The sequence below is a fragment of the Bacillus sp. AMCV2 genome (assembly GCF_056033925.1).
Map to the genome: position 1 here is coordinate 3,834,871 of NZ_JBVYIB010000002.1, position 26,873 is coordinate 3,861,743.

Sequence of the window (26,873 nt, forward strand, 5' to 3'; positions counted from 1 at the left end):
GACAGCTTTTTTATCATTCAAATCGTTTCCACACGCGGGGCAGCATGTCCGATAGCTCATGAGCGAGCAGCGTATGAGCGGAGTGCTCGTCCGTCCAGAGCTCGGCGCACGCACCATGCAAATAGACCGCGTTTAATATGGCGTACTTTGGATCTTCATGACAGCAGAGCATCCCCAATATCATGCCCGTCAGCGTGTCACCGGTTCCGCCCTTGGCGAGCGCCCCGTTTCCGGTTGGATTGAGCCAGCAGTCTCCATCAGGAAACGCAATGACGGTTTGGTTTCCTTTTAACACAATGACAGTCTGCAGCTGAGCCGCCCATTCCTTTGCATATTCCGCTCTTTTTTTCTGCAATTCGTTCACGGGCATCCCTGTCATTCGGGAAAACTCGCCCGGGTGCGGCGTGAGGATGACGGGTGCCTCCCGTTTCGGATATGTGCGCTTCTCCAGCGCTCCGGCATCCAAAATAACAGGACAATCAGCCGTAAGCACATGATCGACTGCCTGCTGTACGCTTTCCGTTTGCGGAAGGCCCGATCCGATGGCAATGGCCCGGTACGTCTCTTCAAGCTGAGCCTCCGCCGCCTTTTTCCAGCCGTCACGCCAATAGGTCGCCTCGGGCAAAACAGGAACAATTAACGGGATTACGCTTTCTGATGTACCGATGACAAGCTTGCCGAGACCGCTCCGCATGGCCCCAAGCCCTGCAAGCAGCGCTGCGCCCGGCATGTCGTCACTTCCCGCCAGCAGCAAAGCCGTACCGTACGTGCCTTTATGGCTCTCCGCATCTCTTTCAGGAAGCGTGGCCCTTACATGCTCTTCCGTCCAATATGGAACATTCATCTCTATCCCTCCTCTGCTTTCTTTTCCTATTTTTCCTGTCCCTTTTCTTTTTCAAACAAAAAAGACAGCCTTTTAGGGCTGTCTTAGATTGTTGATAAAATCATAAAATGGTTTTCATTTTATGATTATGTCATCTATTCAGCGTGATTGAAAACCCTTGAAGTCTAGGAAGGGCGAGCATCGGAGCAGACTTTCACAGGATGTGATGACAGCGGTGTTTGGGCAGGACGCCTAAGCATTTAGCCGCTGTTCCTTAGTCATTCGTGAGCACCAACGCGCAGGACTGACAACGAATGCGAGGGTTTGTCGACACGATGAAAGACAGCCTCAGGGGCTGTCTTCTATTTTACAGGAACATCAAGGTGATACAGGCGGCTGTACCGTTCGTTTGCCGCCAGAAGCTCCTCATGCGTTCCTTCCATTTCCGTTTTTCCGTTTTCGAGAAACACGATTTTATCAGCCGCTTCCACTCCCGCGAGATGGTGCGTAATCCATAGAATCGTTTTTCCTTTCAGCACCTCAAACACCGTTTCCATCAATTCACGTTCGGTAATAGGATCGAGGCCGACTGTTGGCTCATCGAGGATGATGATCGGTGTATCCTGCAGCAAAATCCTCGCAAGTGCGATCCGCTGGCGCTCTCCACCGGAAAAACGGATGCCGGTTTCTTGTACAGAGGTATGATATCCGTCAGGCAATGACTCAATGTAGTCATGCAGCTTGACCTGCTTTGCGGCGCGGCGCACATCCTCGTCGCTTGCTTCTCCGTTTCCGAGCCTGATGTTGTTCAAAATACTTGTATCAAACAGGTGCGGTTTTTGATTTAACACGGCCACCGCATCCGCAATCTGATCCTTTAACAGCGCTGTCTCCACTCCGTTTAACGTCACAGAACCGGAGTCCGGTTTCAAGGCGCCTTCGATTAATGCAAGCGATGTCGATTTCCCAGAGCCGCTTCGGCCGAGAAGCGCCATTTTTTCTCCTTGGCGCAGCGTAAAGGAAAAGTTGTCAAGCACTTTGATGCTGTTGTCATAAGAAAACGTCACATCACGAAAGGACAGTGTGACATCTTGGAGATCAAACGGTTCAGCAGCTGATTCTGTTTTTGGCGCCTTCGGCTGAGGAGCCACCTTGTTCATGCGTCTGATAGAATCCTGATAGCCCGGCACTTCGCCTAAAGCATCCGAAAGCGGTAAAAAGGCTTCCGTCAACGGAAACACCACTAGCACAAAAGCGGCAATCATCGTTTTAGCGAGCTCGCCGTCCGCTTGCTGTCCCGCTGTCCAAAACAGCATCAGCAAAATAAGGCCGGCGACAAGGCATTGCGCAGCAAAATCCCGCCATCTCGTAAAGCATTGCTTTTTCCGTTCAAGCTCAAACCAATCATGTTCCTCTTTTTCATAGGAATCAATAAACGCATGCCGGCGTCCGCTGAACATCCAGTCGCTGACACCCATCACAGCATCTGTCAGACGGCTGTACAGCACATTCCGTCCGCTTTTCAGCTTCGCATTCTTCGCTCTCGTCACGAGCAAAGACACAACCGGAAACAATACAACAAGAACAAACAAATAAAGCGCAAGCAATATGGCAAACGGCCAAGAGAAGAAGCCGAGCGCTATCACTGAGACAGCATACAGGAGCAAGGCTGAGATCGCAGGAAAAATCGTTTTTAAGAAAGCATCCTGCAAATGCTCAATATCCTCAGACAAAATACCGAGCATATCCCCCGTGCGAAAACGGGAACGCAGCATCAAAGCACCCGGCTCAAGCATATTGTAAAGGCGGACGCGCATGTCGGATACGATTTTCAAAATAATGTGATGCCCGACGAGCCGTTCCACATATCGCGATACAGAGCGCGCAATCCCAAAGGTGCGCACAGCGACAATCGGCACATAAATGAGCAGGATGTTTTCCGGCCTTGTCGCCGCCTTAGAGATCAAAAAACCCGAGGTGAACATGAGAAAAGCAGCAGAAAAAATCGTCACCGCGCCCAAAAAGATAACCAGAACAAACAGGCGGGCATTTTGCTTGATATACGGCAAAATCCATTCTTCTTTCTTCATGCTCTTTCCCCCAGTTGTGCCTTCACGAGTTTGGTATACACACCGTTTTTCGCCAGCAATTCATCGTGAGTCCCGACTTCCGCAACCCTGCCTCCGTCCAGCACGATAATTTCGTCCATATCGAGCATCCAGTGAAGGCGGTGAGTCGCGAGAAAGACGAGCTTATCCTCAAATAAATCCAGCATCGTTTCTTTTATTTCATATTCTGTTTCGATATCAAGATGGGCGGTCGGCTCATCCAGCAGCAGGATCGGACGGTTTCCCAAAAAGGCGCGGGCCAGCGCGACACGCTGTGCCTGGCCGCCGCTGAGCGCCCGGCCGCCTTCCCCGATCCGCCCCTCTAATCCTTCAGGAAGGCTATCCACCAGCTCCGCCAGTCCCGCCGCAGCAGCAGCACGGGCTGTATCCTCTGCCGAAGCGCTTGGATGGTAGAAGCGAATGTTGTTCCCAAGCTTTTCATCAAAAATGTACGGATGCTGAGGGATGTAAAGAAGGTTCTTCTGCCAGCTGCCGTCCTGCAAATGGGACCGGCTTGTACCATTAACCTCAATCATCCCGCCATCCGGCTCTAAAAATCCGCCGAGAATATCAATTAATGTTGATTTTCCTGCGCCGCTTGCACCGATAATGCCGATTTTTTTCTTGCCTTTGAATGAGAGATGAATATCAGACACCGAACGGCCGACTGACACGCCTGACAGCTTCAGCTCATCCTGATCGGACCAAGCCTCAAGCTGAAGCGGCGTCTCTTCTTTAAAACCAGGCTGTGACAAAATCTCTTGAATGGTTTTTCCTGCTTCCTGGCCGTTCAGCGTTGCATGATAATCATTCCCCACTTCCCGCACCGGCAAAAAATACTCAGGTGCCAGAATAAGCGCCGTTAAAGCAGGGCCAAGCAAAATATCGCCGTCAATAAGGCGCAGGCCCAGAAATACTGCGACTGTCGCCACCGACAGCATCGTGAAAAAATCGAGGGCGAATGATGACAAAAACGCCACCCGGAGTGTGCTCATCGTTGCCTTGCGATACCGCTCACTCACATAGAAAATATTTTTGCTGTGTGACTTGCTCAAACCTAGGAAACGCAATGTCTCCAGCCCGCGAAGAGAATCAACAAAATGATTGGAAAGTCTCTGATAGGATTTCCACTGACGATCCGCTTTTCTCTGCGCGACAAGGCCGAGGAGAATCATAAAGATGATCAGAATCGGCATAGCAGCGACTAAAATGATGGCTGATGTCTGATCCTGAAAAAACACATAAATGACAACTGCCGCAGGCACAATCGCCATGCTGACCATTTTCGGCAAAAACAGTTCAAGGTAACGGCGGAACTGGATGATGCCTTCCATCGCCAGCGTCACCATTTGCCCCGTCCCCTCTTTCTTTGCAAAGCGGGGGCCTAAGCGGAACAGCTGATCGAGAAAGCTTTTCCTCAAATCAGCTCCCGTCCGGGCGGCATAATGATAGACGATTTTCTGACGCGCCACTGTCACCCCGTGCCGCGCGACAAAAGCGATGAGGAAAAAGCCGATCACCGGAAACAGGGAGGCAATGCTCTTCCCGTTGAAAAGCCCGGTTACAGCTTCACTCAGCCACTCTGCCTGCATGATAATAGCGGCTGTCTGAATCAGCGTTAAGCAAGTAATCACGGTGAGAATCCGCTTCATTCCTTTATATCGAAACAGGTCTTTTCCCATTAATAAGTCATAGGCTCCTTATGACTGACGCGCTTCCGGAAGACATAATAGCTCCAGATCTGGCTGCCGATGACGAACGGCAATAGCGTTAATGCTGCAATTGACATGACTTTAAGCGAATAATCTCCGGAAGAAGCGTTAGCTACTGTTAAATCGAACGCGCTTTGAATCGAGCTGACCATTACGCGAGGGAATAGGGAAATAAAGATCATTCCCACGGTCAGCGCCAGACCAGCGCCTGTCATCGCAAATGTCCAGCCGTCTTTTTTCTTACGAATAAATACAGCCGCGAACATAAAGCAGATGACAATCAAAACAGTGAGCGGAATGGTAATCTCGCCGCGGCGTGTAAACATGTCTGTCTGATACGCAGAAAGGGCCGCGAAGGCAAGAACCGCTACAAAAACAACACCCATTATCTTTTGCGCCATTTTCCGGGCGCGGTTTTGCAAATCACCAATCGTACGCAGCGTGATAAACATTAATCCATGCTGGAAGCAAAGAAGTGTTACCGTCACACCGCCAAGTATAGAATATACATTGATATAATCAGATACATGTGCGTGAATGTTCATGTCGGCATCAATCGGCATCCCGCGGAATAATGTCGTGAACAGCACACCAAGCACAAACGGAGGAATCAGACTGCCGAAGAAAACGACCCAGTCCCAAACCTTTACCCATTTTAAATGATCCACCTTGCCGCGGAACTCAAACGCGACCCCGCGGCCCATTAACGCAAGCAGCACTATGACAAACGGAATGTAATAACCGCTCAGCATCGTTGCATACCAGTTTGGGAATGCCGCGAAAATGGCGCCTGCGCCAGTCAAAAGCCACACTTCATTCGCGTCCCAGAACGGCCCGATCGTGTTGATCAGCACTCTGCGTTCTAATTCATTATGGCCAAGAAAACGGGTCGCCATGCCGACCCCGAAATCAAAGCCCTCCAAAAAGAAGAATCCTACAAACAATACAGCAACGAGTATAAACCAAAGATCATGAAGAGATGCCATGGTATACCTCCTGACTAAATGGATCTGTTGATACAGGCACATCATGATGATTATCATGCTCCGCACCTTTTTTAATCTCACGGATAAACAAGAAGACAAGCAGCGCGCCCAGAATCATGTACATTACACCGAATGCGATGATTGAGAATAACAGGGAGCCCGCAGTTACGTTAGGCGACACAGATTGAGCCGTTGTCATTAAGCCCATAACCGTCCAAGGCTGACGTCCGATTTCTGTCATAATCCAGCCCGCGGAGTTCGCAAGAAACGGGAAGGAAATCAACGCGATCATGATGCGCAAATACCATTTGCTGTTTTCAAGCTTTTTGCGGCGGTTCAGCCAGAGGCCGCCTAACGCAGCAAGAATCATGACAACGCCTGCGCCAACCATGATGCGGAAGCTCCAGAATGTCGTTTTCACTGGCGGAATGTAGTCGCCTTTTCCGTATATTTTTTCGTACTCAGCCTGAAGGGTTTTCATCCCTTTGACACTTCCGCTGAATTTCTGATAAGCCAAGTAGCTCAAGGCATAAGGAACTTTGATTTCATTTGAGCTTTTTTCATTTTTTGTATCGATCGTCGCAAAAGCGGTCCAAGCAGCAGGGTCACCGCTGTCTTCCCATAGGCCTTCACTGGCAGCCATTTTCATCGGCTGTGATTCCATCAAGTGCTCAGCCTGCATGTGTCCGCTAAGGCCGACGCCAAGACCGGCACAAAGGCCGACGATCATTGCGAGTTTAAAAGATTGCTTAAAAAACGGCACTTCTTTTTTCTTCAGCAGTTTAAAAGCACTCACTCCGGCAATAAAGAAAGCTCCAGTGGCAAGCGCACCGAAAATGACGTGCGGGAATTCAACCCAAAGCTGAGGGTTTGTAATCAACGCGCCAAAATCATTCATTTCCGCGCGGCCGTTTTTGATCGTAAAACCGACCGGCTCCTGCATAAAGGAGTTTGCTGTTAAAATCCAGAAAGATGACATGATCGTTCCGAATGATACGAGCCATATGCAGAGAGCGTGAATTTTCTTCGGCAGGCGGTCCCAGCCAAAAATCCATAATCCGATAAAAATAGATTCCATGAAAAACGCCAATAATGCCTCAATCGCAAGCGGAGCGCCAAATACATCTCCGACAAAACGGGAGTAATCTGACCAGTTCAGTCCAAACTGGAATTCTTGCAAAATCCCCGTTACAACACCGACTGCGAAATTTATTAAGAATAAGTGTCCCCAAAACTTTGCCATTTTGAGATACAGTTCATTTTTCTTTACAAGATAAAGAGTCTCCATTAACGCAACCATAAACACAAGCCCGATAGACATCGGCACAAACAAGAAGTGAAACAACGTTGTTGATGCAAATTGTATGCGGGCTAATACCAATTCACTCATGCTTTCTCCTCCATTTCCGGTTGAAACTGTTAATTTGCTCACTACTTCACAAATAGAACCAAAACTTTGATCAGCAATTCACAAAATAGACGAAAAAAATATTGCTCAATATTTCACAAATGTGTCAAAAAGTCGTTCAATATGATGCAAGATTGCTAGACTGACCAAATGACACAATCTCTGACTGGTTCATATTAAGTACTTTACAACGATTCATTTCAAAAATAAAGCCTAAAATACCTAAAAAGTCCCGCGCTATGTGACGGATTTTTGTCTATTTTGTTGCTTATTTATGTCGGCTGCTAGGATAAATGACCCTTTATTATCGTACATCAACACATCGTTCCTTGCGAACAAAATGCTTGCCCCGCACCAGCACTCGATTCCCAGCATTCCGTCATAAACCGATTTTAGTCAGAATGCCTCTTTCCAACTAAAACGGCAAGTGGAGAAAAGTTGAATAGTAAATTTTTAATATATTAATAATTTCAATTTTTTAGTATACTTAACATAGTGAACAATTTCACTGCATCAAGAATAGGGGAGGTTTTTCAATGGGAGAGCTTCAAACACACATGCAATTGCAAACGGATACAATTCACGAAGGGGTTCGAAAAGAGAATTGGTTTGCGAAAGCCATGAATATAAAAGTAGGCATCATACCGCTTCCTGTGTATGCCTTGCTGTTTATATTAATCACTGTTTTTGTTATGCATCACGATGTAAAAAGTGACATTTTGACATCCATCGCCGTCATGGCGTTTTTCGGGTTTACCTTTGCCCAAATCGGCAAATCGATACCGATAGTTCGTTCTATCGGCGGCCCAGCCATCCTAGCTACTTTTATTCCGTCCGCTATCGTGTACTATCACCTGCTGCCTAATGATATCGTCAAATCCACCACAGAATTTACAGAAAACTCAAACTTTCTATATTTGTTTATCGCCGGTATTGTCGTCGGAAGCATTCTCGGCATGAAAAGAGAAACACTCGTAAAAGCATTCATGAAAATCTTTATTCCGCTTATTGTCGGTTCTGTCACAGCCGCTATTGTCGGACTGGCTGTCGGGACATTGCTCGGACTCGGATTTCAGCATACCCTGCTGTACATTGTCATTCCGATCATGGCTGGAGGAGTCGGAGAAGGCGCTATCCCGCTGTCCATCGGATATTCTGACATCATGCCCATTTCTCAAGGGGAAGCGTTTGCACTTGTTCTGCCATCGATTATGCTGGGCAGCCTGTGCGCGATTATTCTAGCGGGATTGCTGAACCGCATCGGAAAGAAAAAACCGGAATGGACAGGCAACGGCAAAGTGGACCGCTCCGAAGAAGAGTCCCCTGCGCTGGAGGAATCACAAAGCGGACAGCAAATGTTCAACCTTTCTTTATTTGCGTCAGGCGGTATCCTTGCTGTTTCTTTATACTTAGTTGGCATGCTCGCTCACGATTTTTTCGGTTTTCCGGCACCCGTTGCCATGCTGTTACTGGCTGTTCTAATCAAGCTGTTCAGATTGGTGCCTGCCTCAATTGAAAATGGCGCGTTTGGAGTGTCCCGCTTTTTTTCAACAGCTGTGACCTACCCGCTTCTCTTTGCAATTGGGGTATCCATGACGCCGTGGGACAAGCTTGTCGCCGCTTTTAACCTCAGCAATATTATTACGATTCTGTCTGTCGTTGTGACCATGATGGTCGTTGGCTTCTTCACTGGAAAATGGCTGAACATGTATCCGATTGAAACCGCCATTATCAATGCGTGCCATTCTGGGCAAGGCGGCACGGGTGACGTTGCCATTTTAAGCGCCGCTGAAAGGCTTGAGCTAATGCCTTTCGCCCAAGTGTCTACCCGCATCGGGGGCGCGATTACAGTATCCTTAACCTTTATGCTGCTTCACCAGTTTTATTAATCCCCACAAGCAAGTTCTTCGTCAAACGAAAGAGCTTGCTTTTTTGCATGTCCATGTTTTTGCAAGTTCCCGCCTCATGCTATAGTAATAGTTGGAAATACTAGATAGAAAGGAATATGGCATGCCTATGGGAACTCATCTATTTCTCTTTATGCTTCTCGGGCTGGGATTTTATTTGATATCAGCCCTGGCAGCAAAACTCATTCCGGCCGTAGACTTCTGGATCGATATTGTTCTTTGGGTCGGCGCTGCAGTTTACATCTTCTCTCATCTCTCATTCATGGACGGCATTGTCTCAATCGCGACAATGTTCTTCTGCTATTGGACCGCAATGGATCTCATTGTTTCAGAGCGTGTGGAAAAACCTTCGGGAGACTGGCAGGAAATCGAGCTGGCCAGAAACAAAACACGTCTCCTGTCAGACATTACGCTGACCGCCATTGTGTTTGCAGGGGGTGTTATTTTTTTCATCTATGGACCTGACACAAGCCCTCTCAAATATGTGATCCTTCTCGGCATGATCTCCGGCGGAGGGGCACTGGTGAAGCGTATACTGAATGTTTTCAGCGTAAAGGTTTTTTATTCAGCTGCCTTAGAAAAATTGCATATCAGCTCACACTATGAAACCCGTACATACCCGCTTTCCGATTTGAAGGACATTCAGCTTGAATCAACGGCAGATCTCTTAAAGCTCCATCCGCTACTGACGATGTATTCATCCCGTTTAGATTTGACAACAAGCTTTCAGCAAGTCATTAAACTGTCTCTTCCCGGCGAAACACTGTTTTTGACGGTGAAGGAACCGCAAAAATGGAAAACAATTCTCCAGGAATACACAGATGCAGAAAACGATGTGGACAATGTGATTTCTGTTTTGCCGTTTTATCATAGAAAAAATGTGAAGCGGTTGCTCGGGAAGCTTTATTTTGCCGCCAGCGTAAAAGGGGTATCCGCTTACGCCTTATTGGTGCTCGCGTTATACGCATTACACGCCTCTCCATGGGTCATGGCTGTTGCCGTAATCCTGTATTGGGTATTCAACATGTATATGTCAGACCGTGTGTTGCGGGCGGCGATGGACGCCAAGCCTTGTCATCATCCGCATGTACAGGCAGCGGCCGATAAGATTTTCCGATCGGCCGGCATTTCCCATGTCCGCATATACGAAACGGAGAGTGATGATTACAACGGAATGGCAGTAGGCATGAATGTCGGGAGGTCAATGGTCATCCTGACAAGCGCCACACTAACACTTCCACAGCGTGTTATCGAAGGCATTCTGGCCCATGAGGCAATTCATATCAAAAAACGTGACGTTCTGTCATCACAGCTTTTGCGTTTTCTATTTCTTGGAGCTGTCGTTGGGATTTTCCTCTTGTTTGAGCAGCATATCACCCATTCCGAGGCCCACAAAATTGCGCTTTGGGCTTTCATTATGGCAATCATTATCCTGTTCCAGCTCTATCAATCCTTTTGTTCACAATGGATGGAGGTGCGTGCTGACAACCTTGGCGCATCATTGCTGGAGGGCGGTTACAAACAAATGGCTGAAGCCTTGAGAATCTTGGCGGTTCGGCAGGATGAGGACATACAGAAACAAAGTGCCTACAGCTCTGAAACAGGTGAAGACGAGCTTCAAATTGACTCTCTCACCCGTGATAAAAGCTGGTTTTTCAGATTGATTGATTTTCAGTTCGCTCCTCATCCCCCTATGTATTGGCGTGTCGGCACTTTATTGTCAAACAAAGGACATGGGGTGCTAAAGCGCTGGCTCAGAGACCGACTGAAAGAATCGATCACTTTGAAATGAAACCGGTCAGCGTTTCATCCGTATAACAGATATGGTGAAAAAAGGGAGTGACCAGAAGTGATAGTGATCTTATTGATAATAGCTATTATTGTTTTTCTTTCAGTCATTCAGCCGCAGTCATCGGAAAATAAAAGCCGCCAGCAGGCGGACAGCGGGTATTTCGGTTATTCAGATCATAGCTCGCACCATGATGGATGCGGCAGTGACGGAGGTTTCAGCGATTCCGGCTGTGGCGGCGGAGGGGGCGGCGATTAAACGCCGCCTTTTTTTATTTCATTGATTCGATGTACGCACCAAAAGCCGAGCCCGACATGCCTGGGGACACGCGCACACGATGGAGGGCATACATTCCCTGGTCTCTCGAAGCCGCGCCCGGTTCTGTCGTCACGCCCATTTGATAGCCTGTTTTTTCAGCGGCCTTCAGCGTCTCCTCATTGTAGCGCCCTACCGGATAGCTGATGATGGTGGTTTGCTGATGAAACATGTTGTCAAACAGCTTTTTCGAATCAGCCATCTCACTTTGCTGCTGTTGAGGCGTTAATCCGTTCAGTTCAAGGTGGTCAATCGTATGGCTTTCAATCGATATGCCGTGCTGTGCCATTTCCTTCATTTGTTCCTCTGTCAGATGGTGCTTATGTCCGATCGATTTGCCGATCATAAAAATCGTTGCCTTCATCCCGTACTTTTTCAGCACCGGATACGCATCTTGATAATTGTCGGTGTACCCGTCATCAAATGTGATCAGCACGCACTTCTCACTCGGTTTTTTATCCTGCGTCAGCATGAGATACGCCTCTTTCGGCGTTAATGTCTGATAGCCGTTATCATGAAGCCACTTCATATGCGCCTCGAATTCTTTTTTTGGCACACGGAGGCTGTTTCCTGAAGAAATGCTGTGGTACATCAAAATCGGCAGCTTTGCCGGTTTCTCTGTTTTGATCCATGCGGATGTATCGTCTTCTTTTTTCTGAACTTGTACTGCCTTTTTTTCCGGTTTCTTTTGTTCCGCTTTTGGCATCGGCTGCTCTGCATTCGCCTCTTGATCAGCGCAAGCCGCAAGCGCCAAACAGCTGCCCAAAAGAAAGACGCTTAAAAACAATCGTTTCATCGTTCTCCTGCTTTCTGTCTATTTCTTCCTCCTTTTTCATCGGTTTGATTCTGAGATTTTCAATAGCAAAAAACCGGACATCCCCATGTCCGGTTTTTTTGATCTTATCGAATTCTCACTTCTGTCTCACTGTCAAAGAAATGGCCTTTGTTCATATCAAATGCGACCGTCAGCTCATCGCCCGATTGAATATCGAGGCGGGCGTCGATCCGCGCAATAAAGTCTTGGTTGTCGATCTGCGAATAAATCATGATTTCAGAACCGAGCAGCTCTGCAACATTGATTTTCGCCTTAATCGAAGAGTTCTTATATGATTCCACGACAATCAATTCATCATGTATATCCTCAGGACGGATGCCGAAGATGACCTCTTTGCCGATGTAGCCTTTTTCACGCAGCACTTTCATTTTTCCTTCCGGGACGGTTAATGCCGCAGAACCGATTTTGATTAAGCCATCCGTGAGCTTTCCTTTGAAAAAGTTCATCGCCGGTGATCCGATAAACCCGCCGACAAAGACGTTTTCAGGGAATTCATAAACATCCTTCGGCGTCCCGATCTGCTGAATTTTCCCATCTTTCATGACTACGATCCGTGTCGCCATCGTCAGCGCTTCTGTCTGGTCATGCGTCACATAAATCGTAGTAGTCTGCAGTCTCTGGTGGAGCTTAATGATTTCCGCCCGCATTTGCACCCTCAGCTTCGCATCCAGGTTTGACAAAGGCTCATCCATCAGGAACACCTTTGCATCCCGCACGATTGCCCGGCCCAGCGCAACCCGCTGTCTCTGTCCGCCTGACAGCGCTTTCGGTTTACGGTGCAAATATTCCTCCAGCCCGAGAATTTTAGCAGCTTCCTCTACTCTTTTTTTGATTTCAGGCTTCGGCATTTTCCGAAGCTTGAGCCCGAACGCGATATTATCATAGACCGTCATATGCGGATAGAGCGCGTAGTTTTGAAATACCATCGCGATATCCCTGTCCTTTGGCGCTACATCATTGACCCGTTTTCCTTCAATATAAAAATCGCCTTTCGAAATTTCTTCAAGTCCTGCGACCATTCGCAGCGTCGTTGATTTCCCGCAGCCGGACGGGCCGACGAATACGATAAATTCCTTATCGGCAATATGAAGGTTAAAGTCATCAACCGCCGGTTCCTTTTGATCATAAAATTTATAAATGTGCTCCATCCGCAATTCAGCCATCTAACATCCCCCTTTGTTATTGTAAACGCTTTCTTATATTGAGTGTAACAGCAATTCCCTCTCGCTAAAATGGGCAGCGTTCATAAAATCACCCAGCCATTTTTCGTGCATATTTCCAATTTATTCTGAACTTTCATTTTGCAGGCAGATAAAATAGGCAAGAAGCGCGCCTTTGTACGATTTAATATCAATCCCTGACCGCTCAATAAATTTATCAATCCGATATTGCAGGCTGTTGCGATGCAGATGAAGCTTTTTCGCTGTTAATGTGACGTTTGAGTTGTTTTCAATAAACAGCTTAATGGTCTTCCTTAGCTCAGCTTCACTTCCAAATAAAAGCTCAGCTTCTTCAGAGAGCAGCGTTTCCAGTTTTTCTTTTTCTGTTTCTAATAATAGAAAAGGAAAGATCATCTCAAAGGTCACACTCTGCACCTGAGGCAGCCGTTTTTCAGCAAACAGGAAATACGCCTGTTCACGAGCGTAATGTTTTCGCAGACACTCATCCGGCTCGTAAAATCTTCCGGCGTAAAAACGGACACTGAAGTAGAAATCACTTTCAAGAACCTTCGCAAGCGATTCCAGTTCGTCCTTCTCCGCCGTCGCTTCACTTTCCTGCTCGACAATCACGCCTCTGTCCTCATGGATCCACACAATCACAAAAGACACCGGCCAAAAATGGCGAACCGCTTCCGTAAAGGACGTCCTTTCTATTTTGCCGAATAAATGAAAGTGAACAAATCTCGTCCGTTTCTTTATATACGCCGGCAATTCCCCTCTGGAAAAAAGGAATGAAAACCACTTGTTTTCCTCAGGTGATTTCATAGACAGTTGATTGCCCTCATCCGCAGGCGTCAAAAATGACTGCAGCACCAATACTTCTTTTTCACTGATCTCTGTTTTCGGAATGGAGATATATCTCTGATTGCTCTCATCAAAAAAACATAGACAGCCTTCCCTTATGCAAAGCTCCTCAGACACAATCGAACCGGGATAAATAGCCAGCAGCGATTTCATAGAGTCTCCTCTCTTATGTAAGGATCTGTATATTCAGTATAAGGCGAAACACACATGTTCTCCACTAAAAAAGAGTATATCCGGTATAGATAGACGAGAAACTGAAAGGGAAACCTCATTCGTTTACATATTGGCTTCAGCGGAAATAGAAGAGGATATGCAGGACCAAAGGAGGGTCATCTTATGAGTTTCGAAACGTTAAACAAAAGTTTTATCAACGGAAAATGGACTGAGGGAGAAAGCGGACGTACGGAGGACATTTTGAATCCGTATGACCAGTCTGTGATCACAACAGCATCTTTGGCAACGGGCAAACAGCTGGAGGATGCGTTTGACATTGCAAGGAAAGCTCAAAAAGAGTGGGCCAAGAGCACAACGGAAGATCGAAAAGCCGTCCTGCAAAAAGCGCGCGGCTATTTACAGGAAAACCGTGATGACATCATCATGATGATCGCCCGCGAAACTGGCGGAACGATCATTAAATCAACGATCGAGCTGGAACAAACGATTGCGATTTTAGATGAAGCCATGACGTATACCGGCGAATTAGGCGGCGTCAAAGAGGTGCCATCCAACATTGAAGGGAAAACCAATAAGATTTACCGCCTTCCGCTTGGTGTCATTTCATCGATTTCCCCATTTAATTTTCCAATGAATCTATCCATGAGATCCATTGCGCCCGCGATTGCGCTGGGAAACAGCGTTGTTCACAAGCCTGATATCCAAACCGCTCTTTCCGGCGGAACCATCATTGCGAAAGCGTTCGAACACGCCGGTCTTCCTGCCGGTGTCCTTAACGTCATGCTGACGGATGTAAAGGAAATCGGGGACGGCATGCTGACCAATCCAATCCCGAGATTAATCAGCTTTACGGGATCAACCGCAGTCGGGCGCCACATCGGTGAAATCGCCGGTCGCGCCTTCAAACGAATGGCACTTGAGCTCGGCGGCAACAATCCATTTGCCGTTCTTTCAGATGCGGATGTCGATCGTGCTGTGGATGCCGCGATTTTCGGAAAATTTATTCACCAGGGACAAATCTGTATGATTATCAACAGGATCATCGTTCATCAAGATGTGTACGATGAGTTTGTAGAAAAGTTCACCGCTCGTGTCAAACAGCTTCCGTACGGTGATCAAACCGATCCGAAAACCGTTGTCGGCCCGCTGATCAACGAGCGCCAAATTGAAAAAGCGCTGGAGATCATTGAGCAGGCAAAGGCAGACGGCATTGAGCTTGCGGTTGAAGGAAAACGTGTCGGAAACGTGCTGACGCCGTACGTCTTTGTCGGTGCGCACAACAACAGCAAAATTGCACAAACGGAGCTGTTTGCGCCAATCGCGACCATTATTAAAGCTGGTAGCGATCAGGAAGCGATTGACATGGCAAATGATACTGAATACGGCCTCAGCTCTGCGGTTTTCACTTCTGATTTAGAAAAAGGCGAAAAGTTCGCCCTGCAAATTGACAGCGGCATGACCCATGTCAACGACCAGTCCGTCAATGATTCGCCGAATATTGCCTTTGGCGGAAACAAAGCAAGCGGTGTCGGCCGCTTCGGTAATCCGTGGGTCGTCGAGGAATTTACCGTGACCAAATGGATTTCGATACAGAAGCAATACCGCAAATATCCGTTCTAAATGAAAAAATCCCTCTGCTTCAAGTACAGAGGGATTTTTCTTTATTTAGATATATCCACAAACCCTTCGCCAAACACATCGCGTACGTCATGAACGATCACAAACGCTTTTTTGTCGCAGCTTCTAATGATTTTTTTCAGCATAGACAGCTCCTGTTTGTTAATGACGATATACAAAATCTCTTTTGATTGGCCCGTATAATTTCCCTTCCCTGATAAAATCGTCACGCCCCGATCCATCAAGGTATTTACCTGCTCTGCAATCTCACTCTTATTTTCTGAAATGACCGTAATGGCTTTTTTCGTATTCAAACCTTCAATAATGAAATCCATCACTTTGGTACCGATATACAGCATCACGATCGTAAACATCATTTTTTCTGCACCAATAATAAAATAAGAGCTAAATACTACGATTAAATCAAAAAACAAGAGTGCATAGCTGATATTCCAGTCTAAATATTTATTAGCAATTCTGGCCAGAATCGCGGAACCAGCCGTCGTCCCGCCGACCCGGATAATCATGCCGATCCCGACTCCGGCAAATACACCTGCGAAAATCGTATTAATGATCAATTCATCAGACGGAATGCTCCACCCATGTGTCAGATGAAGAAAAAGCGAATTTGCCGCAACCGCAATGATCGTATAAACCGTTGTTTTTCCATCCAGAAACTTGTAGCCGATTAAAAGCAAAAACGCATTTAAGGTAAAGTTCGTGACACCAGGAGACCATTGAAACAGATAATACAAAATCAGCGTAATCCCAGTGACTCCGCCTTCCCCAAGATCATTGGGAATCGCAAATAAATTAACCGCAAGCGCGAAGAAAAAAGCGCCAATCACAAGCATAAGTACATCCAGCATTCTCTTTTTCATCACGAAAGCACTCCTTCTCATTGTTCTGTTCTAGCAAATAAAAAAACCCAGGAGAACGCTCTCGAAAAAGAGCAGAAACTCCTGGGCTTTTATCCCACCGTGTCATAACAGCCAAGCTGCTATGTGTTTTCTCTCGGTCACAGTCCAATTTGCATTGCGGAACCCTAGAAAACCACTGTTTTTATCATATCCTTTTCACTTTCCAATATTAGCATTATAAGGGACGGTTCGAATTGGTTCAAGGGGTATTTGCGGAGTTTTCATCAGATAAGCTGGAAGAAAATACGATTTATCTATTAAAAAAAGAACAGATATAACCGATAAGAAAAAAAGCATATATTTTACAAGTGAATTTAACTATAAATGATAATAATTATAAGAAATTCATAATTTTATATTGACTAAGTGAAATAATATAGGCATTATAGTACATATGTTTCGTACATTTTATTACATAGGAGGAAATATAATGGCAGGAAAACTAGTACCCTGTAAAGCTTGCGGTCAAGAAATTGCAAAGGGTGTAAAAAAATGTCCTAACTGCGGTAAGGATCAACGTAACTTTTTTATGCGACATAAAATCATTACGTTTATTCTCGCAGTTGTTGTCATCATTATTATCGGTAATATGATTGGCGGCGGAGGCGGCTCAGAAGCCACTTCCAAAACATCAAGCAGCAGCAAAGCAGAAACTGAAAAAACATACAATATCGGTGATACCGTAAAAACTGAAAAAACTGAAGTAACAGTTACGAAGGTAGAGGACAGAGATACTGTCGGTACTCAATATGTTGAAAAGAAAGCATCTGATGGTGGTACAATTGTAGCAGTTCAATATACAATTAAAAACGTATCTAAAAAGCCGATTAGCTCTTTTTCAATTCCAACTGTTAAATTAGTTGATGCTGATGGCACTTCTTATGATGCAGATATCGATGCTTCTTCAACCTATGCAACTGAGACAAAAGTTGACAACTCTAAAATATTAAGTGATCTAAATCCTAATATTAAAGTAACAGATGTGAAAGCATTTGAGGTGGACAAGGAAGCTTATGCAAAAGGCACTTGGAAACTAAAATTCAGTAATGATGTTATTGTGAAAATCAAATAACAGCTAACAAGGGTGCCTGTTCAGGCACCCTTGTTCTTTAAAAAAGGCCTTCTCTATTGAGAAGGCCTCCATTCTTATTCCGCACTCTTATACCCATTCACATTAGAAGACTGCCATCTCCAGGAATCAGCACACATTTCCTCAAGGCCGCGTTTCGCTTCCCAGCCTAGTTCCCGCTTGGCTTTCGCAGGATCTGCAAAGCATGTGGCGATGTCTCCCGGACGGCGGTCCGCAAAACGGTATGGAACCTCTTTCCCTGACACTTTTTCAAAGGCTTTGACCATTTCCAGCACGCTGTAGCCTGTGCCTGTTCCAAGGTTGTATGCATCGGCTCCTGTAGAGTTCAATACTTTTTCCAGCGCCTTGACGTGGCCTTCTGCGAGATCAACGACGTGAATATAATCGCGTACGCCTGTCCCGTCTTTTGTCGGATAGTCATTTCCGAATACGCTTAATTGCTCGAGTTTCCCGACTGCTACCTGTGCCACATACGGCATAAGGTTATTTGGGATTCCGTTCGGGTCTTCACCGATCCGTCCGCTTGGATGCGCGCCGAACGGGTTAAAGTAACGAAGCAGCGCAACGCTCCACTCATTGTCGGCTGTATGCAAATCACGCAATATTTGTTCAAGCATGAGCTTCGTCTGCCCATAAGGATTTGTCGCGCCTAATGGAAAGTCTTCCGTAATCGGCGATGTTTCCGGAACGCCGTATACTGTCGCAGATGAACTGAATACGATTTTCTTGACGCCGTATTTCTCCATGGCCTCGCATAAAATAAACGTTCCTGTCAGATTGTTATGATAATATTTGAGCGGAATCGCCACAGATTCACCGACTGCTTTTAACCCAGCAAAATGAATCACAGCTTCGATTTCATTTTCAGCAAAAACCGCATCTACCGCTTCCCGGTCCAATAAGTCCGCTTCGTAGAACGTTAAATCTTTTCCCGTAATCTCCTTGACACGGTTCAGCGCCTCAGCCGAACTGTTGGACAGATTATCAAGAACAACAATCTCGTAGCCGCTGTTCAATAATTCAACACATGTGTGGCTGCCAATGTACCCGGCACCGCCAGTAACAAGTATTGCCATGATGTAAACCCTCCTAAAAAATGACCTGTTTTCATTATATAGTGTTTAGAACCGGTCCACATCCATTTTTAAGAAGTTTAATCGTTTATTAATAGTTTTTTCATATTTTTTAGCTTAAACCCTTGCCAGCAATTCGATAGAGGCTTCAGCAAGAATGTGCTCTTTCATTTCTTGGTAGAGCTCGTTCAAGTAAAAGCCCGGCTGAAGATTCAGCTCAGCATCTAAAGCATAGACCGTCAATGTATACGCATGATCCTTGTCAGGCGGTGTCGGCCCGCAATACTGGTGAATCACCTTTGGATCGTTGCTTCCCGCAAGCGGTGAAGCAAAGCTGTTTTGCCCTTGTATCATCAAGTCCTGTCTTTCCTCACTCGCATGTTCAGGAAGCTCTCCGATGTAAGCCGGAATATTAGCCGCTGTCCAGTGAATCCAGCTGAATCCGCATACGGGAATGGCGTCATGATCGATGAAAGTAAGTGCGAGGGTCTTTGCTCCGGACGGGATGTCATCAAAATGAATCGGAAAGGAGACAAATGGGTTTCCTTCTCTCTTATATTTTTCATCCGCGTATTTTGAATACTTGTCATGTAAATATGGATTTGCTTCTACGTATATGTTCATATGAATCCCTCTCTCTCTATTTTCTCGTCCTATAGGTATACTAAACGAATCGATGTATAATCAGTGATAAACAAATACGCATGTAAACTTAACAATTTGTTATGGATAACTTGCAGTGAAGGAGATATTTCATGGATTTAAAGTGGCTGCAAACCTTTATTGCCGCAGCGGAATCAGAGAGCTTCAGGAAGACGGCTGAGCGTCTGTATCTCACACAGCCTGCCGTTTCTCAGCATATGAGGAAATTGGAAGATGAACTGGGCATGAGGTTGTTTTTGCATAGCGGAAGACGAGTCGTACTGACTGACGAAGGCAGGCTCTTTTTGCCTTATGCCAAAGAAATGATCCATGTTTACCAAGCTGGAAAGCAGAAAGTCAGCCAATGGAAACAGGGGTACAGCCGATCACTCACGCTGGCCGTACACCCCTACATTGCGTCCTATATCTTGCCTCGCTTTCTGCCAGCCTATATCCAAAAACATCCGCATGTCGAGCTTTCAACTCATGTGGCTGGATCTGACGCTATTAAACAAGCGGTGGAACACAATGAAGCTGATATTGGTTTGTCGCGGAAAGACCCGAACACCAACACTCTTTATTATCAGCATATATGCGAAGGTACGCTTTGTCTGGCGGCTCCTTTCCAAGAAAACAGGCCGGATGCTGCAGCCGTCTTAACCCGCTATCGGCTGCTAACGCATGATCATCCGTCATATGGGGATGCCTTTTTAGATAACATCCGATCACATTACCCGTCTCTTCAAATGATGGCTGTCGGGCAGACGGATACGGCTGTCCACATGATGAAAGCGGGAATGGGGGCATCTTTCCTCCCTACCTACATTATCAAACAGGAAGAAGCCGAAAAAAAGCTGATGGCTGTCAGCACGCCTGCACATCTAGAATTGCCTGCGTCCCAAACGTTTATGATGTGGAAAAGAAACAACGAAGACATTCAGCATTTTCACGCCATGTTACATGACTTTATGCAGCGCGAACAAGTATAGCAGCTGAAAAATCAATCTGCCGGTTGACGATTTCCTTTCCTATTTTCGCTATGCTTAATCCAGAAAGGATTTGATGACATGGCGATGAGCCCTTATATTTTTATTGTATTGATTCTTATTATTTTATCGATGTATCGAGAAAGAACGGTAAAGCCCGGGAAGTTGCTGATCATTCCGCTGCTGCTCTTATGGGGCGTATCAGCATCGTTTCAGCCGGCGTATTTTCATTCCGTATTACATGTGGCGATCAGCGGCATTTTATTACTGATCGGGCTGGCCTGCGGGTTTGGCATTGGGAAGATGGTAAATGTGCGGATTCACCCGGAAACAGGAAAGGTCACTTCACGCGGCTCACTTGGGAGTGTTATCCTCATTCTAGTGATACTTTCTTTGCGCATGGCCGCGAGAACATGGCTGCCTGAGAGCAACGAGATGTTTATTGCCATTATTCATTCTATGTTCTTCGTTCCCCTCGGCACCATTACAGCCCGCAACATCATGCTTTACAAAGCATACAGACGGCTGACCGCCGGCAAAGTATCCATTCAATAACCGAAAGAAGGACCAGCATGAACGGACAATCTCCGGCTCGGCACTACAAGAAGCTTGTGCCGAGCCTTATTCTCATTTTGAATTGCATACAATTTTTATCTCATCCAACTAAGGCTGATCCCATTTTGTTAGCATTTGTATTTGCGGTATACTTAGCATTCATTTGGATCATTCCCTATGTGGCATCCACCGCTGTTAGTTTGAGCATATTCGTCGGGCTTTGGATCCTGACCGTTTTTCTTTGGGCTGTTTCCGGCCAAGAGCAGGAAGCCGCCTTTTTTTTACTCGTATTTTTAATGGTTTATGCAGCCATAAAGCTTCCTGCACGGCTGTCTTTGATCCTTACAGTGTGCCTAATTGGGGGCAATGCTTTCTTTTTGTATTCTGTTTTTGACAGCAGCTGGGACGATATCATCAGCAACATCTCGATCATGATCGGGCTCTACGTCTTCTTCTCCTCCATGCGTTTCAGACGAGAAGCGAGAAAGGAGGCTGAACGGAATCATGCTGAATTGGCAAAAATGCATGTGCAGCTGGAGCATGCTCATAAAGAACTCCAGAAAGCGCATGCAGAGCTGCAGGAGGCTTCTGTTCTTTCATTAAGGTACGCGGTCCTTGAGGAGCGTACAAGAATTGCCCGCGACATTCATGACAGCATCGGTCACGAGCTGACTTCTGTGATTGTTCAGCTTCAATCCCTTCCCTATATCCTTAAAAGCAGCAAGGAGGATTCAGAAAAAGTCATTCAAAATGTACTGAGTGTCGCCAGGGAATGTCTTCAAGAAGTACGGTCTGTCGTTCACCAAATGGGCCGTAGTGAATCGATGGTGGGGCTTACCGCTTTGCGGGGGCTCATTCATCAAGTGGAGGAACGGAGCGGCTTGCACGTTTCTTTAGATACTGCCGGACTGTCAGAAGAGTCTTGGCCTCCAAACGTGAGCGAAACGATCTACCGCATCTTGCAGGAAGCGCTGACCAATATCATTCGTCACGCTGACGCTTCTCATGCGGCGGCCGTCATTTCTAACGACAAGTCCCATCTCTATGTCACAATCACCGACGACGGACAATTCACCGGCAGCCTTACTTATGGATTTGGCCTGACAGGAATGAAAGAGCGCGCAGAAAAAGCAGGCGGTTCCCTTACTTTCAGTGCCGTACAGCCGAGCGGCCTGAAAATTGAGCTGTCATTGCCGCTCATGACAACGAATAAGGAGCAAAAAGATGAACAAAGATAACATACGCGTCGCGCTTGCCGATGATCAGCCGCTTGTGCGTGAAGGCTTCCGCTACATCATCAACGCACAGACGGATATGACGGTTTCTGGCGAGGCCGGCGACGGTCACGATATTATAGCACTCGCAAAACAAACAAAACCCGATGTCATCCTCATGGATGTCCAGATGCCGCATTGCTCAGGCATCGAAGCGGCAAAAGACATTATGTCCGCACTTCCAAATACAAAGATAGTCATTTTAACCACCTTTGACACGGAAGAATACGTATTTGAAGGCATCCGTGCGGGCGCAGTCGGCTATCTGCTGAAGGATACACTTCCTGAAGAGTTGATAGATGCGATTCGCGCTGCGGCGAGAGGCGAGGCGATTTTTCGTACAGTCACAGCTGCTAAAATTATCAGTGAGACATTTCGGGCGAAGCAACAGCCCCATGCCGAAGAACTGGCAGAGCCGTTCACCAAAAGAGAGCTTGAGGTTCTTCAGCAAATGGCCTACGGACTGAGAAATGAGGATATTGCTGAAAAGCTTTTCGTCAGTGAAAGCACTGTGAAAACCCACGTGCACCGCATCCTGCAAAAATGCAATGCCCAAGACCGGACACAGGCAGTCGTTTTTGCCATTCGAAACGGTATTGTGCAATAGAAATCCCTCATCCCGCCATGCTAAAATAAGACAAAGGAGATGATTGGAAATGAAAGAAGAAATCATTGAACGGTTTACTACATATGTAAAAGTCGACACACAGTCCGATGAATCCGTTGACACTTGTCCTTCCACACCCGGCCAATTGACATTAGGAAACATGCTCGTTGATGAATTGAAGTCCATCGGCATGCAGGATGCAGCTATTGATGAAAACGGCTATGTCATGGCAACTCTTCCCTCCAATACTGAAAAAGACGTGCCGACAATCGGCTTTCTCGCTCACGTCGACACCGCTACAGACTTTACCGGCAAAAACGTGAATCCGCAAATCATCGAAAGCTATGATGGAAAAGACATCGTTCTTAACGAACAGCTGCAGGTCACCCTGTCACCTGATCAATTCCCTGAGCTGTCTGGCTATAAGGGCCATACACTCATCACCACAGACGGCACCACCCTTCTCGGCGCAGACAATAAGGCCGGTATCGCTGAAATCATGACAGCCATGGATTACCTCATCAAACACCCTGAAATCAAGCACGGCACAATCAGAGTCGCCTTTACGCCTGATGAAGAAATCGGAAGAGGGCCACACAAATTTGATGTGAAACGGTTCAATGCATCCTTTGCCTACACGGTTGACGGCGGGCCGCTCGGCGAGCTTGAATATGAAAGCTTCAATGCCGCTGCCGCAAAAATTACGATTAAAGGCAACAACGTACATCCCGGAACAGCTAAAGGGAAAATGATCAACTCTGCGAAAATCGCGATGAAGCTGAACAGCCTGCTGCCGGCAGACGAAGCGCCTGAATATACAGAAGGCTATGAAGGCTTCTACCACCTGCTGTCGATTCAAGGAGACGTAGAGGAAACAAAGCTCCACTACATTATCAGAGACTTTGACAAAGAGAATTTCCAAAACAGAAAAGAAACAATGAAGCGTGCCGTTGAAGAACTTCAAAACGAATACGGGCAAGACCGGATTCTGCTGGATATGAACGACCAATACTACAACATGAGAGAGAAAATTGAACCTGTCATCGAAATCGTCAACATCGCCAAGCAAGCGATGGAAAACCTCGGCATCGAACCGAAGATTTCTCCCATCCGCGGCGGCACCGACGGATCGCAGCTGTCCTACATGGGGCTTCCAACGCCAAACATCTTTACAGGCGGGGAAAATTTCCACGGCAAATTTGAATACATCTCAGTTGACAACATGGTCAAAGCCGTAAATGTCATCGTTGAGATTGCAAAGCAGTTTGAAGCGCAAGCATAATGCCAAAAGCCAGTCCAAAAAAGGACTGGCTTTTTTGTGTGAAAGTGAAACATTTTAAACGCGTCCTCCGTAAAACAAGTATCAACAAATGAGGAGGAAAAACAATGACAAAACATGCAATCGCTGCAAAGAGTCTCTTGAAAAAATGGATCATTTCCAGGCCGCTTAACATGCAAAAGAAATCCAGCCCATTTCAAAAAATCAGAAAAATGTTCAAACGCTTCTTCAAATAAAACATTCAAATCCCCTAAATACAATCCGTATTCACCCGTACCGCCCAAATGCTCCGTAATTTGGGTTTTTTGTGTTCAATTCCGCAAAATAGGGTATAAACCAAACAAGCAAGAAAACAGCACCCAAAAACAGGTAATTAGAATTACATAAACTTAGGTTAAAAGTTATATAAAGGAATTTATTTTATCGTCGATAGTAACTATAGAACCAATCATCAACAAGAGCAAACAGCGTAATTCAAGACTATTTTCAGGTCATCAGGTTATACTGTTTTAGAGGGACAGTTTCTCGTTATTTATTGATTTAGAATTTTTTGAATACTTTTTGACTTTTTATCCGTACAATAGAGAGTACCAAAACTTTTTTTGGGAGGTATGTAATATGATCCTATTTATTATCATCGCATTATGCGGCTATCTTCTTTTTTCTTTCAGCAAGGACAATCGCCGCAAACCGCAAAAGACAAGCCCTCTGCCAGCAGCTGCACCTCATCACAACAACCTAATCGACCTTGACGCCATCCGCCAAAAACGCCGGATGCATCTTTCCTAATTCTATATTTCAAACGAAAAGGCTGCTGATCACGCAGCCTTTTAAAATTGTTTTGATTTAGAGCCTGAAACCTTTTCGCCACCTATCCGTAATTTCATACAAGGCAAACCCAAAGGAGACTTCAGCAATGATCGAGTTATTTATGAAACAAAAAATGTTCTCATTTAAAGATGCATTTCACATTTATGACCGGGATGAACAAGAAACATTCAAGGTGGAGGGACGTTTTTTCTCGTTAGGAGACTCATTACAAATGACAGATACATCCGGAAAAACGCTCGTTTCCATAGAACAAAAACTAATGTCTTTATTGCCGCGCTATGAGATTTCAATTGGCGGGAAAACAGTTTGTGAGGTAACGAAGAAAGTAACGTTTTTCAAACCGAAATTTGTGATTTCCGGGCTTAACTGGGAAATCGATGGTGATTTATGGAGGGATGAATTCCAGCTGACGGACGGGGAAAATGTCCGGATGTCAGTGAGCAAAAAGTGGCTCAGCTGGGGTGATTCCTATCACTTGCAGATTGCAAACGAGGAAGATGTTCTGATTTGCACTGCCATCGCTATCGTGCTTGATATGGTTTTATATAACGATGAAGATGAAAGTATTTTCTAAAAAGCATTGACAATTGATCCAAAAGTAATAATATTAAGATAATTGAAATCTGAATATGAAGTTGTACCTTATCAAGAGAGGTGGAGGGACTGGCCCTATGATACCCGGCAACCGCTGTTTCAAACAGAATGGTGCTAAATCCTTAAGAACATTGCGTTCTTGCAGATGAGGCGGAGATTTGATCGTTCAAGCTCTTCCTTCACAAAGGAAGAGCTTTTTACATGCTCAATATTCGGCAGTTTGCTTCGTTCCGTTCCGGTGAAGGAAGCCCGGCAAAAAAAAGCGACTGGTGAGATGACAGCGGAACAGCTTCGTGATATCGAAAATCAAGAGATCACCCGCATCGTGGAAAAACAAAAAGAAATCGGTCTCAACGTGGTAACAGACGGGGAATTCCGGCGTTCCTGGTGGCATTATGACTTCCTGGAAGGGCTTGACGGTGTGGAACCGTTCATCCCGGCTGAGGGGATTCAGTTCCATAACACAAAAACGAAAGCGCGCAGCATCAAAGTGACGGGAAAACTCGATTTTACGAGCCACCCAGCGCTTGCTGATTATCAATTTTTACATGAGATTGCCGGTAACGCGACGCCAAAATTGACCATTCCCAGCCCAAATATGCTGTTTTTTGGCGAAAAGGCGGATAAAGGGATTTATGACGATCAAGAGGAATACTTTCATGATCTGGCCCAAGCGTACAAAAAAGCAATCAAAGCCTTCTATGATGCTGGCTGTCGTTATCTCCAGCTTGATGATACGTCATGGTCTCTCTTCTTTGAGGAAAAAGGCAGAGAGGTTGTCCGGGCGCTCGGCGGTGATCCAGAAACATTGCCAGCCATATTTGCCAAAACAATTAACGATGCCGTCGCAGACCGGCCTGACGATTTAACGATCACAATGCACATTTGCCGCGGCAACTTCCGCTCAACCTGGGCGGCATCAGGAGGGTACGACGCTGTAGCGGAAACGATTTTGGACGGCTTAAACCTTGACGGCCTTTTCTTGGAATACGATGATGACCGCTCAGGAAATTTTGATCCGCTCCGTTTTGTGAAACGCAAGGATCTGCAAATTGTGCTCGGCTTGATCACATCGAAATACGGCGAGCTTGAAAATCCTGAGGATGTGAAACGCCGCATCAATGAAGCCGCGCGTTTTGTCAGCTTGGACCAGCTATGCCTGAGCCCGCAGTGCGGTTTCGCCTCTACAGAAGAAGGCAACCTTCTGACAGAGGAGCAGCAATGGGCAAAGCTTCGCCATGTCATCGACATTGCCAACGATGTGTGGAGATAATCTATCATTGACAGAAATAGAAAATGTGTGAATAATAGATACTATCAGAAA

General features: G+C 46.1%; 25 protein-coding genes and 2 riboswitches. Of the genes, 14 read left to right on the forward strand and 11 right to left on the reverse strand.

What is annotated here, in order from left to right:
* Window positions 1–13 precede the first annotated feature (13 nt).
* The 5 genes from AC0OMA_RS19785 to cydA form a co-directional block, all read right to left on the reverse strand.
* A complete protein-coding gene (locus tag AC0OMA_RS19785; protein ID WP_181220301.1) occupies window positions 14–844 on the reverse strand; it encodes an NAD(P)H-hydrate dehydratase in 831 nt (276 codons plus the stop codon).
* Between the two features lie 341 nt (window positions 845–1,185).
* Complete coding sequence (gene cydC, locus AC0OMA_RS19790) at window positions 1,186–2,913, reverse strand: thiol reductant ABC exporter subunit CydC (protein ID WP_181220302.1); 1,728 nt, start codon at window positions 2,911–2,913, stop codon at window positions 1,186–1,188.
* Complete coding sequence (gene cydD, locus AC0OMA_RS19795; RefSeq protein WP_181220303.1) at window positions 2,910–4,613, reverse strand: thiol reductant ABC exporter subunit CydD; 1,704 nt, start codon at window positions 4,611–4,613, stop codon at window positions 2,910–2,912. The genes cydC and cydD overlap by 4 nt, the downstream gene beginning before the upstream one ends.
* Window positions 4,613–5,629 carry a cytochrome d ubiquinol oxidase subunit II gene (cydB, locus tag AC0OMA_RS19800; RefSeq protein ID WP_015385033.1) on the reverse strand — a complete coding sequence of 339 codons (1,017 nt, stop codon included), beginning with the start codon at window positions 5,627–5,629 and terminating at the stop codon, window positions 4,613–4,615. Before cydB ends, cydD begins: the two co-directional genes overlap by 1 nt.
* Entirely contained in the window at window positions 5,613–7,019 is a 1,407-nt protein-coding gene (gene cydA, locus AC0OMA_RS19805) for a cytochrome ubiquinol oxidase subunit I (RefSeq protein ID WP_003243795.1), read from the reverse strand. The genes cydB and cydA overlap by 17 nt, the downstream gene beginning before the upstream one ends.
* 554 nt (window positions 7,020–7,573) lie before the next feature.
* Between cydA and cimH the strand changes: the two genes are divergently transcribed.
* The 3 genes from cimH to AC0OMA_RS19820 all read left to right on the forward strand — a co-directional run bounded on the left by cimH (window position 7,574) and on the right by AC0OMA_RS19820 (window position 10,991).
* Window positions 7,574–8,926: a citrate/malate transporter CimH gene (gene cimH / locus AC0OMA_RS19810; RefSeq protein ID WP_181220304.1), complete on the forward strand. Its 1,353-nt coding sequence runs from the start codon at window positions 7,574–7,576 to the stop codon at window positions 8,924–8,926.
* A 121-nt stretch (window positions 8,927–9,047) separates the two neighbouring features.
* Entirely contained in the window at window positions 9,048–10,736 is a 1,689-nt protein-coding gene (locus tag AC0OMA_RS19815) for a M56 family metallopeptidase (RefSeq protein WP_181220305.1), read from the forward strand.
* A 57-nt stretch (window positions 10,737–10,793) separates the two neighbouring features.
* Window positions 10,794–10,991 (forward strand): hypothetical protein, encoded by a 198-nt coding sequence (locus AC0OMA_RS19820; RefSeq protein WP_041520077.1) that lies wholly within the window; start codon window positions 10,794–10,796, stop codon window positions 10,989–10,991.
* A 13-nt stretch (window positions 10,992–11,004) separates the two neighbouring features.
* Here the strand turns inward: AC0OMA_RS19820 and AC0OMA_RS19825 are convergent, their stop codons facing one another.
* From AC0OMA_RS19825 to AC0OMA_RS19835, 3 genes are all read right to left on the reverse strand, one after another.
* Window positions 11,005–11,844 (reverse strand): polysaccharide deacetylase family protein, encoded by an 840-nt coding sequence (locus AC0OMA_RS19825; protein WP_038829093.1) that lies wholly within the window; start codon window positions 11,842–11,844, stop codon window positions 11,005–11,007.
* 104 nt (window positions 11,845–11,948) lie between these two features.
* A complete protein-coding gene (msmX, locus tag AC0OMA_RS19830; protein WP_003242648.1) occupies window positions 11,949–13,046 on the reverse strand; it encodes a maltodextrin ABC transporter ATP-binding protein MsmX in 1,098 nt (365 codons plus the stop codon).
* Between the two features lie 120 nt (window positions 13,047–13,166).
* The gene (locus AC0OMA_RS19835; protein WP_474222360.1) at window positions 13,167–14,060 is read right to left on the reverse strand and encodes a PucR family transcriptional regulator; all 894 of its coding nucleotides are present in this window, start codon (window positions 14,058–14,060) and stop codon (window positions 13,167–13,169) included.
* Between the two features lie 183 nt (window positions 14,061–14,243).
* Here AC0OMA_RS19835 and AC0OMA_RS19840 point away from each other — a divergent pair, with 183 nt between their 5' ends.
* Window positions 14,244–15,701: an aldehyde dehydrogenase family protein gene (locus tag AC0OMA_RS19840; RefSeq protein ID WP_474222361.1), complete on the forward strand. Its 1,458-nt coding sequence runs from the start codon at window positions 14,244–14,246 to the stop codon at window positions 15,699–15,701.
* A gap of 41 nt (window positions 15,702–15,742) precedes the next feature.
* Here the strand turns inward: AC0OMA_RS19840 and AC0OMA_RS19845 are convergent, their stop codons facing one another.
* Window positions 15,743–16,579 carry a YitT family protein gene (locus AC0OMA_RS19845; protein WP_181220309.1) on the reverse strand — a complete coding sequence of 279 codons (837 nt, stop codon included), beginning with the start codon at window positions 16,577–16,579 and terminating at the stop codon, window positions 15,743–15,745.
* Window positions 16,580–16,655: 76 nt separating this feature from the next.
* A riboswitch (guanidine-I (ykkC/yxkD leader) is annotated at window positions 16,656–16,758 on the reverse strand.
* 389 nt (window positions 16,759–17,147) lie between these two features.
* Between AC0OMA_RS19845 and AC0OMA_RS19850 the strand changes: the two genes are divergently transcribed.
* Window positions 17,148–17,690, forward strand: coding sequence for a DUF4352 domain-containing protein (locus tag AC0OMA_RS19850; RefSeq protein WP_120028571.1), 543 nt, complete (start codon window positions 17,148–17,150; stop codon window positions 17,688–17,690).
* 74 nt (window positions 17,691–17,764) lie between these two features.
* Here AC0OMA_RS19850 and galE read toward each other — a convergent pair whose 3' ends face one another.
* Together galE and AC0OMA_RS19860 are read right to left on the reverse strand one after the other, a co-directional pair.
* Complete coding sequence (galE, locus tag AC0OMA_RS19855) at window positions 17,765–18,784, reverse strand: UDP-glucose 4-epimerase GalE (protein WP_064671770.1); 1,020 nt, start codon at window positions 18,782–18,784, stop codon at window positions 17,765–17,767.
* A 114-nt stretch (window positions 18,785–18,898) separates the two neighbouring features.
* Complete coding sequence (locus AC0OMA_RS19860; protein ID WP_015385045.1) at window positions 18,899–19,405, reverse strand: YbhB/YbcL family Raf kinase inhibitor-like protein; 507 nt, start codon at window positions 19,403–19,405, stop codon at window positions 18,899–18,901.
* Window positions 19,406–19,536: 131 nt separating this feature from the next.
* On the opposite strand from AC0OMA_RS19860, the gene AC0OMA_RS19865 reads away from it, so the two are divergent.
* The 9 genes from AC0OMA_RS19865 (at window position 19,537) to AC0OMA_RS19905 (ending at window position 26,822) form a co-directional block, all read left to right on the forward strand.
* Complete coding sequence (locus AC0OMA_RS19865) at window positions 19,537–20,412, forward strand: LysR family transcriptional regulator (protein ID WP_474222362.1); 876 nt, start codon at window positions 19,537–19,539, stop codon at window positions 20,410–20,412.
* Window positions 20,413–20,490: 78 nt separating this feature from the next.
* On the forward strand, window positions 20,491–20,964 hold the full coding sequence (locus tag AC0OMA_RS19870) for a CcdC protein domain-containing protein (RefSeq protein WP_003243313.1): 474 nt from the start codon (window positions 20,491–20,493) through the stop codon (window positions 20,962–20,964).
* Between the two features lie 17 nt (window positions 20,965–20,981).
* Entirely contained in the window at window positions 20,982–22,202 is a 1,221-nt protein-coding gene (locus tag AC0OMA_RS19875) for a sensor histidine kinase (RefSeq protein WP_474222364.1), read from the forward strand.
* Window positions 22,189–22,845 carry a two-component system response regulator YxJL gene (gene yxjL, locus AC0OMA_RS19880; protein WP_474222365.1) on the forward strand — a complete coding sequence of 219 codons (657 nt, stop codon included), beginning with the start codon at window positions 22,189–22,191 and terminating at the stop codon, window positions 22,843–22,845. The genes AC0OMA_RS19875 and yxjL overlap by 14 nt, the downstream gene beginning before the upstream one ends.
* Before the next feature lie 49 nt (window positions 22,846–22,894).
* Window positions 22,895–24,127, forward strand: coding sequence for a peptidase T (gene pepT, locus AC0OMA_RS19885; protein ID WP_003244314.1), 1,233 nt, complete (start codon window positions 22,895–22,897; stop codon window positions 24,125–24,127).
* Between the two features lie 104 nt (window positions 24,128–24,231).
* Entirely contained in the window at window positions 24,232–24,360 is a 129-nt protein-coding gene (locus AC0OMA_RS19890) for a hypothetical protein (protein WP_003227241.1), read from the forward strand.
* Between the two features lie 298 nt (window positions 24,361–24,658).
* Complete coding sequence (locus tag AC0OMA_RS19895; protein ID WP_080344241.1) at window positions 24,659–24,913, forward strand: hypothetical protein; 255 nt, start codon at window positions 24,659–24,661, stop codon at window positions 24,911–24,913.
* Between the two features lie 127 nt (window positions 24,914–25,040).
* Window positions 25,041–25,529 carry an LURP-one-related/scramblase family protein gene (locus AC0OMA_RS19900; RefSeq protein ID WP_181220311.1) on the forward strand — a complete coding sequence of 163 codons (489 nt, stop codon included), beginning with the start codon at window positions 25,041–25,043 and terminating at the stop codon, window positions 25,527–25,529.
* A gap of 65 nt (window positions 25,530–25,594) precedes the next feature.
* A riboswitch (SAM riboswitch) is annotated at window positions 25,595–25,701 on the forward strand.
* A complete protein-coding gene (locus AC0OMA_RS19905) occupies window positions 25,695–26,822 on the forward strand; it encodes a 5-methyltetrahydropteroyltriglutamate--homocysteine S-methyltransferase (RefSeq protein WP_423778325.1) in 1,128 nt (375 codons plus the stop codon). It overlaps the preceding riboswitch by 7 nt.
* Window positions 26,823–26,873: the final 51 nt, after the last annotated feature.